This window comes from Niallia circulans, assembly GCF_003726095.1.
GTDB classification, from domain to species: domain Bacteria; phylum Bacillota; class Bacilli; order Bacillales; family Cytobacillaceae; genus Niallia; species Niallia circulans_A.
Map to the genome: position 1 here is coordinate 320,967 of NZ_CP026031.1, position 18,173 is coordinate 339,139.

12 protein-coding genes are annotated in these 18,173 nt (G+C 34.7%); 7 read left to right on the forward strand and 5 right to left on the reverse strand.

Annotation, left to right across the window (positions count from 1 at the left end):
* Nucleotides 1–113 precede the first annotated feature (113 nt).
* Nucleotides 114–2,168: a methyl-accepting chemotaxis protein gene (locus tag C2I06_RS01450; RefSeq protein ID WP_123257320.1), complete on the reverse strand. Its 2,055-nt coding sequence runs from the start codon at nucleotides 2,166–2,168 to the stop codon at nucleotides 114–116.
* A 717-nt stretch (nucleotides 2,169–2,885) separates the two neighbouring features.
* Between C2I06_RS01450 and C2I06_RS01455 the strand changes: the two genes are divergently transcribed.
* Entirely contained in the window at nucleotides 2,886–5,693 is a 2,808-nt protein-coding gene (locus C2I06_RS01455) for a DEAD/DEAH box helicase (protein WP_123257321.1), read from the forward strand.
* A gap of 30 nt (nucleotides 5,694–5,723) precedes the next feature.
* Here the strand turns inward: C2I06_RS01455 and C2I06_RS01460 are convergent, their stop codons facing one another.
* Nucleotides 5,724–6,119 carry a (deoxy)nucleoside triphosphate pyrophosphohydrolase gene (locus tag C2I06_RS01460; protein ID WP_123257322.1) on the reverse strand — a complete coding sequence of 132 codons (396 nt, stop codon included), beginning with the start codon at nucleotides 6,117–6,119 and terminating at the stop codon, nucleotides 5,724–5,726.
* 532 nt (nucleotides 6,120–6,651) lie between these two features.
* Here C2I06_RS01460 and C2I06_RS01465 point away from each other — a divergent pair.
* The 6 genes from C2I06_RS01465 (at nucleotide 6,652) to C2I06_RS01490 (ending at nucleotide 14,217) form a co-directional block, all read left to right on the forward strand.
* The gene (locus C2I06_RS01465; RefSeq protein WP_095332243.1) at nucleotides 6,652–8,091 is read left to right on the forward strand and encodes a glycoside hydrolase family 1 protein; all 1,440 of its coding nucleotides are present in this window, start codon (nucleotides 6,652–6,654) and stop codon (nucleotides 8,089–8,091) included.
* A gap of 382 nt (nucleotides 8,092–8,473) precedes the next feature.
* On the forward strand, nucleotides 8,474–10,879 hold the full coding sequence (nirB, locus tag C2I06_RS01470) for a nitrite reductase large subunit NirB (protein WP_095332245.1): 2,406 nt from the start codon (nucleotides 8,474–8,476) through the stop codon (nucleotides 10,877–10,879).
* 32 nt (nucleotides 10,880–10,911) lie between these two features.
* Nucleotides 10,912–11,229 (forward strand): nitrite reductase small subunit NirD, encoded by a 318-nt coding sequence (nirD, locus tag C2I06_RS01475; RefSeq protein WP_095332329.1) that lies wholly within the window; start codon nucleotides 10,912–10,914, stop codon nucleotides 11,227–11,229.
* A 3-nt stretch (nucleotides 11,230–11,232) separates the two neighbouring features.
* Complete coding sequence (gene cobA, locus C2I06_RS01480) at nucleotides 11,233–12,669, forward strand: uroporphyrinogen-III C-methyltransferase (protein WP_123257323.1); 1,437 nt, start codon at nucleotides 11,233–11,235, stop codon at nucleotides 12,667–12,669.
* Nucleotides 12,669–13,391 carry a sirohydrochlorin chelatase gene (locus tag C2I06_RS01485; RefSeq protein ID WP_123257324.1) on the forward strand — a complete coding sequence of 241 codons (723 nt, stop codon included), beginning with the start codon at nucleotides 12,669–12,671 and terminating at the stop codon, nucleotides 13,389–13,391. The genes cobA and C2I06_RS01485 overlap by 1 nt, the downstream gene beginning before the upstream one ends.
* 25 nt (nucleotides 13,392–13,416) lie before the next feature.
* Complete coding sequence (locus C2I06_RS01490) at nucleotides 13,417–14,217, forward strand: formate/nitrite transporter family protein (protein WP_095332251.1); 801 nt, start codon at nucleotides 13,417–13,419, stop codon at nucleotides 14,215–14,217.
* Between the two features lie 170 nt (nucleotides 14,218–14,387).
* Here the strand turns inward: C2I06_RS01490 and C2I06_RS01495 are convergent, their stop codons facing one another.
* From C2I06_RS01495 to C2I06_RS01505, 3 genes are all read right to left on the reverse strand, one after another.
* Nucleotides 14,388–15,737, reverse strand: coding sequence for a sigma-54 interaction domain-containing protein (locus tag C2I06_RS01495; RefSeq protein ID WP_123257325.1), 1,350 nt, complete (start codon nucleotides 15,735–15,737; stop codon nucleotides 14,388–14,390).
* Between the two features lie 200 nt (nucleotides 15,738–15,937).
* Nucleotides 15,938–16,897 carry a DUF561 domain-containing protein gene (locus C2I06_RS01500; protein WP_123257326.1) on the reverse strand — a complete coding sequence of 320 codons (960 nt, stop codon included), beginning with the start codon at nucleotides 16,895–16,897 and terminating at the stop codon, nucleotides 15,938–15,940.
* A gap of 28 nt (nucleotides 16,898–16,925) precedes the next feature.
* Nucleotides 16,926–18,173 (reverse strand): L-lactate MFS transporter, encoded by a 1,248-nt coding sequence (locus C2I06_RS01505; protein WP_123257327.1) that lies wholly within the window; start codon nucleotides 18,171–18,173, stop codon nucleotides 16,926–16,928.

Consider the following 18,173-nt stretch of genomic DNA (forward strand, 5'->3'; position numbering starts at 1 on the left):
TTTTGTTGATCTTCTTTTTTCATAGTAAAATCTTGTTGATATTTTTGCTAGGATAGGTTGAGAAATTATGGGGCAAAGGAAGGATGCCGTTTTGATCTCGGCATCCTTTCTTTTTATTCTGTTTTGAACCTTGCTATTTCCGATTCTGTTGTTTTAATCAAAGCTGTAAGTGAATCAGCATATTGTTTCACTTCATCTGTAGAAGCAGATTGTTCTTCCATAGAAGATAAGATTACTTCTGTTGAAGCAGTTGTTTCTTCTGATGAAGCAGAAATTTCATTAATCATGCCGCCAACCACATCTTTTTGAACATCGATTTCTTGGATTGCATGATTAGATACTTGAATATCTTCCACAATTTTTTCTAAAGAATTAGTGATTTGATTAATGGAATTAGTAACACTATTTACCGCATCTTTTTGTTGTTCACTAATTGTATTTGTTTCCTTCATCATTGTTACTGCTTGAGCAGTATCTTGGATAACAGAGTAAATAATATTTTGAATATGTTCAGCAGATTCCTTCGATTGTTCTGCTAAATTTCGTACTTCATTTGCTACTACTGCAAAACCACGTCCGTGTTCACCAGCACGCGCAGCCTCGATACTTGCATTTAAAGATAGTAAGTTAGTCTGTTCAGAAATTTGCTTAATAACCTCAGTAACTTGGGAGATGTTTTTAGATTTAGCATTTAAATCATTAACAATGAAAGCAACCTTTGATAATGAGCTTTCTAAATTTTGATACGAACTTTCTAAGTTTGTTACATTTGTTCTTCCAGACCCCACTTCTTGATGGGCATCTTGCAGGGAAAATTCCATACTTTTTGATTGTGCCACCAATCGATTAATTGTTTCATTTAACTCTTTAATGGCCATGGAGCCTTTTTCAACTTCTGAAGATTGCTGGCTATTGGCAGTAGCTATTTCTTCTATTGAGCTTGTAACTTCTGCAATGGAAGCACTATTTTGAGAAGCAATTTCAGTTAAACTTTGGGAAGTATCTTTCACTTTAGAAAAATCAGTTTGGATTTTTTTCGTCATATGTCGAATATTTACTAACATCGTATTAAAATTTTTAGAAAATTCACCGATTTCATCATTGTTATTAATAGCAAAAGATACGGTTAAGTCCCCTCTCGAAGCTTTTTCGGTTGCTTCATTAAATTTTCGTAAATAGTTAAGTATCATTTTGGAAAGGAAGTAAGCAATTACGATACCTATGATTAAACCACCTAAACTAGTGCCTAATCCAATCCATGTTATGCCTTTTAATTTATTGGAAATCACATTATCTGCTGTCACTGAAACGACTTTCCAACCAGTCTCTTCAATCGTAGAAGAGTTTACTTGATAAGAAGTACCTTCAAAGGATGCGGTTGTATCCACTGCATCTTTGTTATATAAGGAGTCTACCCAATTAAATTCTCTTTTAAAGGCTGCTTTATCCTTTACAATATCTTCTACATCTTTAACCTTTCCACTCTGTTGAATGGAAAGGTTTTTTCCATTTGCGTCCAAGAAGGAAGTGACTACCACCCCTTGATTATCCAAAACTAATAATTTATTTTCTTTGCCTTTTTGTAACTGCTCTCTTAAATCACCAATAGCATCTAATGAAATATCGTATCCTAATACACCAATAAGCTGATCGTTCTTTTTAACTGGTGTGATAACGGAAGTCATCATATCGCCTGTAACATTATCTTTGTAAACTTCCATCCAATGGGTTGTATCTGCCTTTTTTGTTTCTTTAAATGCCCTTGTATCCAATGCATTTCCAAAATCAACCCATGGAGCAATATCCATTCTGCCTGATCCGGCATCAATAAAATAAGCAGCAACTAGTGATTCATCATGAGACTTTGTATTCTCTAACAATTGATGAATCGTTTCATTTTCTCCTTTATCGTCATACAAACTGGCAATATGTAAAGAAAGCTCTTCTACTGATTTTTCATGTTTACTTAAAAAGATTTGGATACTTTTAGCTGAACTAACGGCAGATGCTTCGTTTTCTTCTTTATAAACATTTTTCAAAGTATTGTTAGAATAACCATAGTAGAGAGAAGAAGATCCTAGGATAGAAATTAATAGGGTAAGACCAATAATTCCGATTAATTTAACACGTATTGATTTTTTGCGAGTTGTTTTTTCTTTGTTTCTCATCGTTGAAAATTCCTTTCTTCTTTGACAATAAAGCTATTAAGTTGATTTGCTAATATTCAATTAAAAGATTGATGGAATGGCTGCAGAATTAATCTTTTAATCTCGAAGGCATAGTTTTCCCTATTAAGAAATGACCATTTGAGTATGAAATGGGAAGTATAAAACCACTTCAGGGCAATTGCCTAGATTTGTAGATAATTTATAACCATTTTTGAAAAAATCCCTTAATGTTTAAAATAATCCTATTTTATAGAAATATATAGTACATTACTCCTTTCTTTATAACCCATCATTGGAAAAATTAGTTCTATTGTATCAAAAATAAAGAAGCGTAACGGGGGAAATTTCACAATTTTTAGGTGGGGACTTTCTTAATGTGATTATACGTAGGGCTGTGGTCTAAAAGAAAGTTAATTAATAAAATTGGAAATATTTCGGTTTATAATTAGAAAGAATTTAATAAAGTTTAGTACTGAAGAGAAAAAATTGAAAATCTCATAGCTTAATTACCATTATCTAGTACAATAATAGTAGCGAATTAGTACTTATGGAAAGAAGGGAATAGATAGTGCAAGAGATAAAAAGTTTATGTTTTTTAAATATGACTATCTCCATTTAAAAGTACTTTATTATTTTACAAATTTTAATAAGAGAAATTAGTATTGCCAAAATAATTTGATTAAATCGAACAACTAGACAGGGAGATATTAAGAGCTTATGGACAAAGAACTAATTGTGAATTCAGGTAATGGAAATTTATTAAGTGAATTAGTACAGGCGATTAGAGAGTGTGAAAGATTTTATTTTAGTGTTGCATTTGTTAATTTTAGTGGATTGCAGTTGCTCTTAGATTCATTAAAGGAAGCGGAAAGGAATGGTATAAAAGGGAAGATTATTACGTCTACTTACTTGAATTTTACGGAAGGAAAAGCATTAAGAAAAATTAATGAATTCAATAATATTGATCTAAAAGTATATGTTACAGATAAAGAAACAGGATTTCATACGAAGGCATATATATTCGAAAATAAAGAGAACTATAAGGTCATTATTGGTTCATCTAATATAACTCAGAGTGCATTAAAAAGTAATGTAGAATGGAATGTGAAACTTGTCTCTAAGGAGAATACTCCTTTTATCCATAATGTTAAAAAGGAATATGATCATTTATGGGATATAACGACAGATGCTGATGACCAATTTATTGATGACTATGAGAAGTTTGTAAATTCTATTATCAGTTATACTGGCAAAAAGCCTCAGCTTATATATGAACAAAGTGAGTATATCATTCCTAATAGAATGCAAAAAAGAGCAATGGAAAATCTTAATAGATTACGTTCTTTCGGTGAAAAAAGGGCATTGGTTATTGCTGCTACTGGTACCGGTAAGACTTATATGTCCGCTTTCGATATAAAACAATATCAGCCAAAACGAATGTTGTTTATTGTACATAGAGAAGAAATATTGAAGAAGGCTAAAGAAACGTTTGAAAAACTATTACCAAATGAGAAATTTAAATTTGGTTTATTAACAGGAAATCATAAAGATAAAAATGCTGATTACATATTTACTACGATCCAGACTTTATCCAAATGCTATAGTGAGTTTAGTAAAGATCATTTTGATTACATTATTTTCGATGAAGCGCATCATGCAACTAGTAATAGTTATCAATCGGTCATACAATATTTTGATCCAGAATTTACACTTGGAATGACAGCTACTCCAGAGAGAACAGATAATCAAAATGTTTTTGATCTTTTTGACAATAATGTTGCCATTGAAGTACGACTACATGAGGCGTTAGATGATGAATTAGTTGTTCCTTTTCATTATTTTGGAATCACGGATATAGAAGAAGTTGATTTAAGTAATGTCGATATTAATGATATTACTGAGATAACGAAAAGATTAAAAGTTAATGAGCGAGTAGATTTTATTATTGAGAAAATGCGTTTTTATCAGCATGACGGACAAAAAAGAAAGTGTTTAGGTTTCTGTGCTAGTATAGAACATGCAAGATATATGACAGAAGAATTCAATAAAAGAGGCTATAAAAGTGCATGTTTAACTGGAGAAATGAGTGTTGATCAAAGGGCTCATTATATAAATAAATTAGAAGACGATGCTGATGAATTAGAAGTTATTTTTTCGGTAGATATTTTTAATGAAGGAGTAGATATTCCTACGGTAAATACGGTGTTAATGTTAAGACCAACTAATTCTCCAATTGTATTTATCCAACAATTAGGTAGAGGGTTAAGAAAGTATGAGGGGAAAAGCTTTCTTACAGTATTGGATTTTATCGGAAATCATAATAAAACTTTTTTAATTGCTATCGCTTTAAATGGAAGTAGATATTACGATAAAGAAAGCTTAAAGGTTGCTATTACAACAAGTTTTGCTAATATACCAGGTAGTACACATATACAAATGGATCGAATTTCTCAAGAAAGAATTCTAGCACAAATTGACAGAGAGAACTTTAATTCTATGAAGTATTTAAAAGAAGAATATTATGAATTTAAGAAGCTTAACAGTGGTAAAATCCCCTACCTTTTAGTGGATTATTTAAAATATGATGGATCACCTGATCCAATCAAATTTATTGATAAAGAAAAAAGTTATCTTCAATTTGTTGCGAAAGTAGAAAAAGATATTAAGCTTAAAGAATTACTAATGGATATTAATTTTGAAAGTGTATTAAAAGAGTTATCCAGTAAACTTCCCCTTAAACGGATATATGAGTTTGTTATATTAAAAAATTTGCTAGAAACAAATGAAATTACTCTAGAAGATGCAAAACAGGAAATTTTGAAGTATGTAGAAAGAGTGGATGACGATAGTATTATACATGCTTTTGAAAATTTAAACCAAAATTATTATGATTCTATGCAAAAGAAAGGAAAGCTTCAACTTTGTATTTATGAGAATAATAAATTAGTAAAAACAGAGTCTTTTAAGCGAATATTGGAAAAGGAACCATTTCGAATATATGTAGAAGACTGTATAATGTATGGGATTTTTCGATATGAAAAGGAATTTAAAGAAACGTATTATGGTATCCCACATTTTAAATTATATGAACAATATCAAATGATAGATGCTGCTTTATTATCTAATTATCGCAAAATCCATAGTTCCTTTAGAGGGTCGGGACTTCTAACAAATGGTAATGAGTATTTTCTTTATATAGATCTTCATAAGGAGAAGGATATTAAAGAAAGTATTAATTATAAAGATAAAATAATTGATGAGAATACCTTCCAATGGCAAACACCAAATAGTACTAGTCAAAGTTCTGATAGAGGAAAAAATATTATTTATAATAAAGAGAGGCGGATACATTTACATTTATTTATTCGTAAATATAAAGAGATAGATGGGAAAATAGAACCTTATATTTATATAGGGAAAGGGAATACCATAGAATTCGAAGGAGATAAACCAATTACTGTGATTATGGAGTTGGAACATACATTACCAACTAGGATTTATAATGAGTTTGTAGTAAAGGTATAAAAAAATGCTAGGATGAAATCCTAGCATTTTTTATTTTTCATTTATTAATGCTGTCATTGCTGGAATATCTGCAGGCGCCCATTTTAATGAATCTAAATTCTCTCTCTCTAACCATACTAGTTTGGAATGTTCACTAGCAGCTGGTGTTCCATCGATGATTTTAGCTTTAATACAAATTAGCGTAATGATAAATGTATCATATTCATGTGTATGTTCATGGAAAAGTTGGTCTGCTTTTATTATACATCCTAATTCTTCCTTAATTTCTCTCTCAAGTGCAGTATAGATATCCTCCCCTTTTTCGACTTTCCCACCAGGGAATTCCCATCTATTTGGAATAGTCATTTGAGGGGAACGAAGTGCACATAATATTTCATTTTGATGGTTTTCAATAATTCCTGCTACTACATTTACTGTTTTTTTCAATTGATGGATTCCTCCTGAAGAATGTTGTTATAAATTAATAATAGCATATAGTTAGGGATAGATAGTAAATCATTCTTCGCTGTTTAAAAAAGTTGAATTTATTATCTTTGGGATTGGAACCAAAAATGGTGAAGTAGAATTGCATTTTTATGAGTTGCTTGAAGTGGAGGGGGTGAGACTCCTGTGGGATTAGCGAGACAGTCTGAGACCCTGCAGGCTGAAAGCCGAAGCGGCTCAGCGCGAGCCCCACGGAAAGCGAACCCCCGGAGCGGAAAGTACCCCCTGATTCAAAGAGGTTAATAAATATTCTTTAGTTAAATTTCTATTTTCAAAATACAGGAGTTTGTCTACAGTCTGAGACATTCATTTGAATGTCTATTACCCTTTAACTGTCATAATTATTTAATATACAAAAGTTGCCAAAATATGATTATATGTATATACTTATTTTATAATCAACTATACCTTTGATAGTAGAATATGTATAGTTAAATAATTAATGTTAAGTCTATCGAATAAGGAGTGTAGCCAAATGATTCACCAATCTTTGAAAGCGTTCCCTAGTAACTTCCTTTGGGGTGCTGCATCGGCAGCTTATCAAGTAGAAGGTGCATGGAATGAGGATGGCAAGGGAGTATCCATTTGGGATACGTTTGTTAGAATACCGGGAAAAACATTTAAAGGTACAAATGGGGATGTAGCGGTAGATCATTATCATCGTTATAAAGAAGATGTACAGTTAATGGCTGAAATGGGAATGAAGGCATACCGATTTTCGGTTGCTTGGACGCGAATTTTTCCGAATGGAAAAGGAGAGGTAAATCAAGCGGGAATTGATTTTTATAATGATTTAATTGATGAATTAATTAAATATAAAATTGAGCCAGTGCTAACTCTTTATCATTGGGATCTTCCGCAAGCACTGCAAGATGAATATGGTGGGTGGGAATCGCGCCAAATTATTGAGGATTTTACGAATTATAGTATCGAATTATTCAAGCAATTTGGAGATCGAGTGAAATATTGGGTAAGTTTAAATGAACAAAATATTTTCACTGGTTTAGGCTATCGCATGGCTGTACATCCACCTGGAGTAACAGATGAAAAACGATTCTATCAAGTGAACCATCATGCGAATTTAGCAAATGCGAGTGTTATTAAGGCTTTCCGCCAATATGTTCCAAGTGGGAAAATTGGACCAAGCTTTGCTTACTCTCCTGCATATGCTTTAACTTCAAAGCCAGAAGATATTATTGCAGCAGAGAATGCGGAAGAATTAAATAGTCATTGGTGGATGGATATGTATGCATGGGGAAGATATCCAGAAGCTGCATGGAACTATTTAGAAGCAAATGGATTGACTCCAGAGGTTGAAGAGGGAGATTTTGAATTATTACGAGAAGGCACTCCTGATTTCATGGGACTTAACTATTATCAAACAACGACCTTTGAGAAAAATCCTCTAGAAGGCGGAGTAGGCAGTGCTGAAATGAACACTTCTGGTAAAAAAGGAACTTCGCAGGATTCAGGAATTCCTGGAGTGTTTAAAACAGTAGAAAATCCAAACTTGGAAAGAACGGATTGGGATTGGAATATTGATCCACAAGGATTACGGATCGCTCTTCGCAGGATTACAAATAGATACCAGCTTCCTATTCTTATTAGTGAAAATGGCTTAGGTGCTTTTGATAAACTAGAAGAAGGCGATATTATCAATGATGATTACCGTATTGATTTTATTCGATCCCATATAAATGCGATGCAAGAAGCTATTACGGATGGTGTAGATCTGCTAGGATATTGTGTGTGGTCATTTACAGATCTGTTAAGCTGGCTGAATGGCTTCCAAAAACGATATGGTTTTGTCTATATCAATCAGCATGAAGAGGGAACACATGACCTTCGTCGAATCAAGAAGAAGAGCTTTTATTGGTATAAAGAAGTAATTGAATCAAATGGTGAGAATCGCTAGGAAGGAATGAACCTGCATATATTTGCAGGTTTGTCCTTCTTTTTTTAGTTTAAATTTACTTTGTACTTTTCTGCTAGACATAAAAATGACAAAAGATGTTCATTGAATCGTCAAATTTACCCTCCATTTTTGCCCATAAAAGAATATATAATGAAACTGCAAAAGATGTATTTTAATTATTTCTTTTGAACACTATGTTGAAAAAATCCGTACTCCAATAGAGTTTATCTTCAAGAAGGAAAATTTAGGGATATGACTATTCTCATTAGCATAGTGATAAGAGGACATACGAAAATTATTTACAAATTGTTTATTATGGATTTTTATGTGATTTATTTCACAAATAAATCACCTTACTAGATAAGTCTTGGAGGGACGAAAAATGAAAAAGAGATTAGTGATGATTGGAAATGGAATGGCAGGAGTTCGGACGATTGAAGAGATATTGAAGAGAAATGCTGACCTTTTTGACATAACGATTATTGGGGATGAGCCTTATCCAAACTATAATCGAATTATGCTTTCAAATGTTTTGCAAGGAAAAACAACTGTAAATGATATTAATATTAATGACTGGAATTGGTATCAAGAGAATCATATTCATCTTTTAACAGGAGAAAAAGCAATAAAGATTGATCGAGAAGAGAAAGCGGTCCTTACGGATAAAGGAAAAGCGATAGAATATGATGAACTTATCCTTGCAACAGGATCTAGTGCCTTTATTTTACCGATACCTGGAAGTGATTTAGAAGGTGTAATTGGATTCAGAACCATTGACGATACGGAAAAAATGCTGGAAACAGCAAAGACTTATAAAAAAGCGGTTGTTATCGGCGGAGGATTACTAGGATTAGAAGCTGCAAGAGGATTAATAGATCGTGGAATGGAAGTTCATGTTGTTCACTTATTGCCAACTTTAATGGAGCAGCAATTAGATGCAGCAGCAGCAAATCTTCTTAGAAAAGATTTAGAAGCACAAGGTATGAAGTTCTTAATGGAAAAACAGACAGCAGAGATATATGGAGATAAACGAGTTCAAGGATTGAAATTTACAGATGGAACAACAGTTGATTGTGATCTTGTCGTAATGGCTGTTGGTATTAGACCAAATGTAGCAATTGCCCGTGAGGCAGGATTAGAAGTAAATCGCGCGATCATTGTGAATGATCATATGGTTACATCTGATCCATCCATCTTTGCAGTAGGGGAATGTGCAGAGCATAATGGAATTGCCTATGGATTAGTTGCTCCTCTATATGAACAAGGAATGGCTCTTGCCGATTATATAACAGGCAAAGAAGGAAAAGGATATCAAGGATCAATTCTTTCTACTCAATTGAAAGTAGCAGGGTGTGACTTATTTTCAGGAGGGAAAATCCATGAGGATGAAAATACGGAAGCAATTATTGTTCATGACCAATTTGCAAAAGTATATAAAAAGATTTTAGTAACAGACAACAAAATTGTTGGAATTGTCTTATACGGAGATGCTTCCGATGGAACTCGGCTATTTAATATGTTGAAGAAACAAGCAGATATTAGTGAGTATACAAGTTCCTCTGTATTGAGCAAGAGCGGGGAGGACGCAGAAGAAGATTTAGTAGCAAGCATGAGTGCAGATGACACTGTATGTGGCTGTAATGGGGTAACAAAAGGTACTATCGTTCATTCTATCCTAGAGCAGGGATTAACTACTTTTGAAGAAGTAAAAGGATGTACAAAGGCAGGAGCATCTTGTGGTAAATGTAAACCACTAGTTGAAGGGATTTTAGCGCATACACTTGGTGACAGCTTTGATGCATCCATTCAAAAAACAGGGATGTGCAGCTGTACAACACTTACTCGTGATGAAGTAGTAGCACAAATAAAAGAAATGCAGCTTAAATCTCCAAAAGAAGTTAGAATGGTGCTTGGTTTTGCAAGTGAAGAAGGCTGTTCAAAATGCCGCCCAGCGTTAAACTATTATATGCGTATGCTGTTCCCAGAAGAGTACGAGGACGATAAGGCATCAAGATTTGTTAATGAGAAAATGGAAGGGAATATTCAAAAAGATGGGACATTCTCCATCATTCCTCGTATGTATGGCGGAACAACTACTGCAGAGGATTTAGTGAAAATCGGAGAGGTAGCGAAAAAATACAATGTGCCATTAGTGAAAATTACCGGGGCAAGCCGGATTGGATTATATGGTGTGAAGAAAGAAGATGTCCCACATGTTTGGGAAGAGCTAGGAATGCGTTCTGGTTATGCTTATTCTAAATCTCTTCGTAACGTAAAATCATGTGTTGGGTCAAGATTTTGCCGCTTCGGCACCCAAGATTCATTGGGACTTGGCATTAAGTTAGAACAAGAACTAGAAATGGTCGACACTCCGCATAAAATGAAAATGGGAGTAACAGGATGTCCAAGAAACTGTGCAGAAGTATTGACAAAAGACTTTGGTGTTATTTGCGTAGAAAATGGCTATCAGTTGTATATTGGTGGAAATGGCGGAACAGAAGTACGTGAATGCGATAGCTTAACAACAGTTCAAACAGAAGAAGAAGTAATTACAATGGCCAAGGCATTTGTTCAATATTATCGTGAAAATGCGAACTATGGAGAAAGAACGGCTCCATGGGTGGAACGTATGGGGATTGAAACAGTGAAAGAAACACTACTAAATGCTAGAAATATGAAACAGTTTGTAAGCAGATTTGAGCGTGCAAAAACAACATACGAAGAAGCTTGGTCTACTGTTTTAAACGACCAAATGAAGAGAGAAATGTATGAAGTGATAAAAGGCTAATAGCTATAGAACAAAAATGGAGGGAATACATGATGACGGCAACTTTAGAATGGAATAAGATTATGAAACTAGCTGATTTACCTAAACAAATTGGTAAAGAGGTTCATTTAAAAGGAAAATCAATTGCTTTATTTCATCTTTCTAATGGAGAGGTTAGAGCTATTGCGAATAACTGTCCCCATCAAAATGGTCCATTGGCAGAAGGAATTGTATCAGGCGAATTTGTTTTCTGTCCATTGCATGATTGGAAAATTTCTTTAGTCACAGGCGAAGTTCAAAAACCGGATAATGGCTGTGTAGAGGTTTATGAAACACAAATAAAAGATGACTATATTTATATAATGGTGTAAGAGATGGATACGAACAAGGGGTATGTAGCATTTGTGGGAGCAGGGCCTGGGGATATTGGTTTAATTACAACTAAGGGGAGAGAATGTTTAAAAAAAGCAGATGTTGTCTTGTATGATCGACTTGCCAATCCACGCTTATTGCGTTTTACAAGCAGAGATTGTGTGTTTATCTATTGTGGAAAGCTGCCCAATAATCATATTATGAGACAAGAAAAGATTAACGAAACTTTAGTAGCAGAAGCTTTAAAAGGAAAGTATGTTGTGCGGTTAAAAGGAGGAGATCCTTCTGTTTTTGGAAGAGTTGGGGAAGAAGCAGAAGCAATAGCAGCATATGATATCCCTTTTGAAATAGTACCCGGAGTGACGTCAAGCATTGCAGCAAGTGCTTATGCCGGCATTCCGGTAACACACCGAGATTATAGTACTAGCTTTACGATACGAACAGGGCATGCTTGTAAGAAAAATGAAGCGGCCATTCATCATAAGCCTAAGCAAGAAGCGATAGGAGATACACTTGCTTATTATATGGGGGTGAAAGGCTTACCGGGAATTTGTGAAAGCTTAATAGCTCAAGGTAAGTCTAGTGACACGAAAGTAGCTGTTATTGAGTGGGCCACTCTAGGAAAACAACGAGTAGTCGAAGGGACCTTAGAAACAATAGTAGAAAGGGTAAAGGAAGCAAAGCTTGGAAACCCAGCATTAACAATAATTGGTGATGTTGTCCAGTTAAGATCGTCTATTGCATGGTTCGAGAAAAAATCCTTTTATCAAAAGAAGCTATTGATTGCAAAAAGCTCATCAGAAGAAAGTGTACTAGAAAGATATTTTTCTAAAAATGGTGCAGAGGCTTATGCCTTCCCCACTATCAAATCTAACGCGCACTCCTATACAGCGGAGGAGATACAATTGATAGTAAATGCAGAAAGACTGATTTTTGCTTCTGTAGAAGGAGTAGAGCTTGTGTTTACTCAGCTATTTAAAGCAAATTATGATGTGCGGGATCTTCCTCGACAAATAGAACATCTGTCTGATAAAACACGCAAGGAATTAGAAAAAAGGGGCATACACAGTCTAAAGGCATCGTATGACAAAAGAAGTGCTATTTTAATAGGAAATGAACAAGCAATCGAGAAACAAGCCTTCTCCGATAATTTACTAGCACTACCTAGCCATATGATTGAAATAGATGAACGTTTTCAAGAAGTAAATGAACGCTTGTTGACAGAAGACCAATGGGAAACGGTTATTTTTCCCAATAAACGGTCTGTTGATTTATTTTTACAAGAATGGCGTAAATTTAGCACACAGAATCCAATGGAACTGTCATTTGCGGCAATCGGCCAATCGGTGCAGGAGTATGTTGTTAAGCAGGGATTTAATCATATAGATGAACAGGTACAGCAAGTATTAGATAATCAGGAATGGAAGTGTGAGAGCTGATGGATGCAGTTGTGTATATTGGCCATGGCAGCCGCATAATCGAAGGTAATAAACAATTCATCGCATTTATTGAAGCAGTAAAAAAAGAAATAAATATCCCTGTTCAAGAAATTGCTTTTTTAGAACTAGCGTCACCTTCTATTGAGGAAACGATGGAAAAAGTAATTTGGGCTGGAGCAAGGGATATTCTCGTCGTACCTGTTCTATTGTTTGCAGCAGCTCATTTTAAAAGAGATATACCAGAAGAATTACTGGCAGTGAAAGAAAGGTTTCCAGATGTACGATTTTCTGTTTCTAAACCATTTGATGTCCATCCAAAAATGCTGAACTTAGTTATGAAAAGAATCAATGAACAAGGATGGGATCATGATGGGGGAATTCTAATAGTCGGGAGAGGCAGCAGTGATCCCGAACCAATTGGAAAGCTGAAGGAAATAAGTGAGCATATACAACAAAAATTAGCTTGCTCTGTATACCCTGCATTTTTAACAGCAGGGAAGCCAGAGTTTGAGGAGGAACTACAAAAGCTTCAATTAGCATATAACAAGATTTATATTGTCCCGTATTTACTTTTTACAGGAAGGTTATTAAAAAGAATGGAAAGCACGATAGAAAGCAGCGACAAAGAAGTGATTCTTTGTCAGCCGTTAAAATACGACCAGTTGATGAAGGAAGTTTTGCTAGAAAGAATGGAAGAGCAATTCATGAGCCTTACAATATAAAATAAAAAGGTAGAGGAGTGTCGTTATGAAAGAGGTTATTACTGCATTTAGTAATACGGCATTAATGAAAAGCAATGCATTAACTGCAAGTAAAAAGAAGTATTTAGTTGGTTCGATGCTTGCGGGTTTTTTTGTTGGATTAGGAATTATTCTTATTTTTACAATTGGCGGCTTACTTGGTGCGACCGGATTTGCAGGTACCAAAATTGTCATGGGAGTCTCCTTTGGGATTGCATTGAGTTTAGTTATTATGGCAGGGGCTGACTTATTTACCGGTAATAATATGGTAATGACAATAGGCATGCTGGAGAAGAAAGTCACATGGAAGGATACTGGGAAAGTATGGGGATACAGTTATATCGGTAACTTTATCGGTTCTATTCTCGTAGCATTATTATTTAGCTATTCTGGTTTGGCAGTTGGAGGGGTAGCGGATTTTATAACAAACGGAGCGGCAGCGAAAATGAATGCTCCTTTTATGGAATTATTGATTCGAGGGATTCTCTGTAATATTCTCGTTTGTTTAGCTGTTTGGTGTTCCGTAAAATTAAAGGATGAAACAGCGAAATTAATTATGATCTTTTGGTGTCTGTTTGCCTTTATTACATCAGGGTTTGAACATAGTGTCGCCAATATGACCTTATTGTCTATTGCACTTATCATTCCTCATCCTGAAACTGTATCGATCGGCGGACTAATTGCTAATTTACTGCCAGTTACAATTGGAAATATTATCGGTGGAGCTGTTTTTGTAGGAGCTGCCTATTGGTATCATATTTCGGAGAAGACACAAGCAGTGGTTAAATCTTTTAAAAAAGAGGCTTAAATTTACTTGTTTATGTGAAAAATATCACAAAAAGCTATCTGATAAGAAGATAGCTTTTTTTATTGCTTATTTTACTTATAGGAGGGAATAGTTGTCGCATACAATTAGAGGCAACTGAATATAAAGGGATTTTACCATATTCTTAACGGCACTGATGGAGCCTCGTTTGATTATAAATCTTTTAATACTTTTTCCATCTTCTTTAGTTTACGATAAATTACGGACCGGTCAATCCCTAACTTTTTTGCTGCTTCTGTGCTATTATTATTGCATATTTCTATCATTTGTTGAATATATCGTCCTTCTGTAATAGCAGTGTAATCTTTTAGTTGAGATAGTTTGCTCATATTGCTTTTAATAAAGTAATCAAGAGTAAACCAATCCGTTACTTGTTCTTCCTTTTCTCTCATCACAGTTTGTTCTGTTAAAACCAATCGTTCAATATAGTTTCTTAGTTCTCTTGCATTTCCTGGCCACTCTTGATGAAGCATGTATTCAAATTCCTCTGCTTTAAAGCGATAATTAGTACCATAATTATCATTAATATTCTGCAAAAAGTAAGAGAGTAACCCAACTAAATCTGGCTTTCGATGCCGAAGTGGGGGAATATAAATAGGAATGACATTAATTCGATAGTACAAGTCCTCTCTAAATTTATTCTGTTGCACAAGGCCCCATAAATCACAATTAGTAGCAGTAATTACCCTACAGTTGATAGGGATTTGCTTTGTTCCACCAATGCGGCGCAGTTCGTTTTCCTCTAGTACTCTTAATAGTTTTGCTTGCATTTCTAAAGGTATTTCGGAAATTTCATCTAAAAATAAATAGCCATTATTTGCTTCCTCTATCATCCCTTTTTTTTCGTCAAATACACCAGCTAGCATACCTTTTTCATATCCAAATAGCTCATATTCAAATAAAGAATGCGGAATAGCTGCACAATTAATTGTAATAAATGGCCCATCTGCTCGGTCGCTATGTTGATGAATATATTTTGCTATGACTTCTTTTCCAGTACCAGATTCGCCATAGATAAGTATTTTACTATTGTAATGAGAAATCTTTCTACATACTTTCATTATTTGCTTCATAGCTAAACTTTCTACTACTAATTTTTGCTGTTCTCTTTTTTTCTCTTGTTCTTCCATTTTATTAACGGAATCAACTTCAATGAAGGTTTGCTGATTTTCTATTTTGATATTATTGGAAGTGGTTACAACTAATTGCACTTCACCACTTTTATATAAGAGGGGTGTTGCAGTGGATCTAATATTAAACCCTCTATTGGTTTTAATTGTTTTGCATACTTTTTGTTTTGTTTGAATGGCCTCCATTGTAATGGAATGTTTATAATATCCTGCTTTAACTAAGTCCTGTACATTTAGCTGCAATAGCTCTTCTAGTGACATTCCTAATGTTAGAGCAGTAAATTCATTAGAAATTAAAATGTTTCCTGAACCGTCCGTAACAAATAAACTGGAGGGTGAATCAATAAATGGTTGCATTGTTTTTTCAGTCATCAATGATTTCCATCCCCTTTGTATAAAAACTACTTACACCTTCTAATTATAAGGGGCTACATAGTATGTGCTCGTCCTAATTATGTCTATTTTAAGGAAAAAAATAGATAGATGAGCAGGAAGGGTTCTTTGAAAATGGAACAAATTAGCAGAATGGAAACAGCCAAATAGTGCTCCGTTCTTGACTGTTTCTCGGTCATTTAATTATTAACTGTTTCTTTAGCGGGAAAAGATAGATTTGCTAGCTTTCTTTGTACTTCCTCTGCTTCTATGAACAGTGTTGTAATCATTTCTTCTACTGTAGTAAGTTCATTACATAAGCCACAAATTTGGCCAGCCATAACAGACCCTCTATCAATATCGCCCTCAAAAACTGCTTTTCTTAACGAGCCTAATGACAATTTTTCTAAGTCATCTCTTGAGGCATGCTGCTGTTCTAGTTTTAGGTATTCATCAATCATACTGTTTTTAATACTTCTAACAGGTCCGCCTAAACTTCTGCCTGTTACTGTTGTACTCGTATCTATTGCATCAAGCACTGCTTTTTTTACATTTTCATGAACAGGACATTCATAAGTAGCTAAGAAACGTGTACCGATCTGTATACCTTGTGCTCCCAATGCAAACGCAGCCACAATTCCTCTTCCGTCAGCGATACCTCCTGCTCCAATAACGGGAATAGAAACAGCGCTTACTACTTGAGGTAATAAAGCCATAGTGGTAGTCTCTCCAACATGACCTCCAGCTTCGGTACCTTCAGCTACAATAGCGTCTGCTCCTAATGCTTCCATTTTTTTTGCGATTTTCACAGAAGGAACAACCGGGATAACTTTTATGCCATTCTCTTTAAAAAGCGACATGTAAGGGGCTGGTGTCCCAGCTCCTGTTGTGACAATTTTTACTCCTTCTTCAATAATAACATCGATTAATTCAGGAATATTATTCATCATCAACATCAAATTTACAGCAAATGGGTTGGTGGTAATTTCTTTTGTTTTTCGAATTTCTTCCCGTAAAGCGTCTGCGGATAGACCACCAGAAGCAATAATTCCTAATCCGCCTGCGTTTGAGACTGCTCCAGCTAATGGTGCAAAAGCAATTTGTGCCATTCCCCCTTGAAAAATTGGATATTTAATATCTAATAATTTTGTAATACTCATTTTTTTTCTCCTCCCAAGATTATTATATTTATACTATTTTAGTAGAACTTGTAATTGTTTTAGGCTGTTTATTCTCCATTGATTTATATATAAATGTTAATATCAATCCAACTAATGAAATGATTAATGCAATATAAAATGCGTTTGTAAAATCTCCATTATTTAATTCTGCAACAGTATTGGCGATTCTTGGCCCAAAAAAGGCTGCTGCAGAATAGCCAATAAAGGTAACCCCATAATTAACACCATAAAATTTCATTCCAAATTTTTCGCCGACAATGGAAGGGAAAATCCCCATTGTGCCGCCAAAGCATAATCCGATTCCGATAATAGCAACAGCAAAACCAATTACTGATGTTGATAATGCAATGGTTAAAAGCATGGAGGCGATGACAATATAAATTAACATTAAACAGATAGTACGTCCTAATTTATCAGAGATTGCTCCCCAAAAAATACGTCCAAAACAGTTGCTAAGTGAGTATAAGCTCACGAAAAGGGCTGCACTAGCAGCAGATAGCCCAAACATACTTTGAGCAATAACTGATGCATTGGAGGTTACCATCATTCCTGATAATGCTCCAATCATGAACATACTAGCAATAATATAAAAAATAGGTTTTTTAATCATTTCTCTCCAATTTATTTGAACACTGGCTTTTTTATTTTCGTTTTTATTCCCAGGAATCGTCCATCCATCAGGTAAATAATTATTAGGACAAACTTGAAAGAAGAAGCTGCAGGCCATGATTATTATTAAGAAAGAGATTCCAATGGTTATTAATGCAAATTGAACATCGTAGGTTGTAATGAGGGCATTAGCTATAGGTGCGATAATAATTGTTCCTCCTCCATAACCAGCTGTTACAATCCCTGTTCCTAAACCTCTTTTGTCTGGAAATAGCTTGACTGTGTTTCCAATCGTTGCCGAGTAAACAATTCCTTGACCAATACCAGCCAATAAACCGTAAGTAATATATAGTACCCATGGAGTTGCTGCAAGTCCGGAAAAAACAAATCCAAACCCAAACATTAAGCCTCCGATAATAATGGCTTTTTTAGCCCCGCCTTTGTCTACAAGTTTTCCACCAATGATCATAGGAATAGGAGAAATAGCTGCATTGATGGTGAAAGCAATCATAATAGTAGACATACTAGCATGGAATTTTTCTGTTAATGGTAATGCGAATACACTGAAAGCATAGACGGCACCAACACATATATTGATTAAAGTGGATGCAGTTAAAACACTCCACCTGTTGATATTAGTATGCAT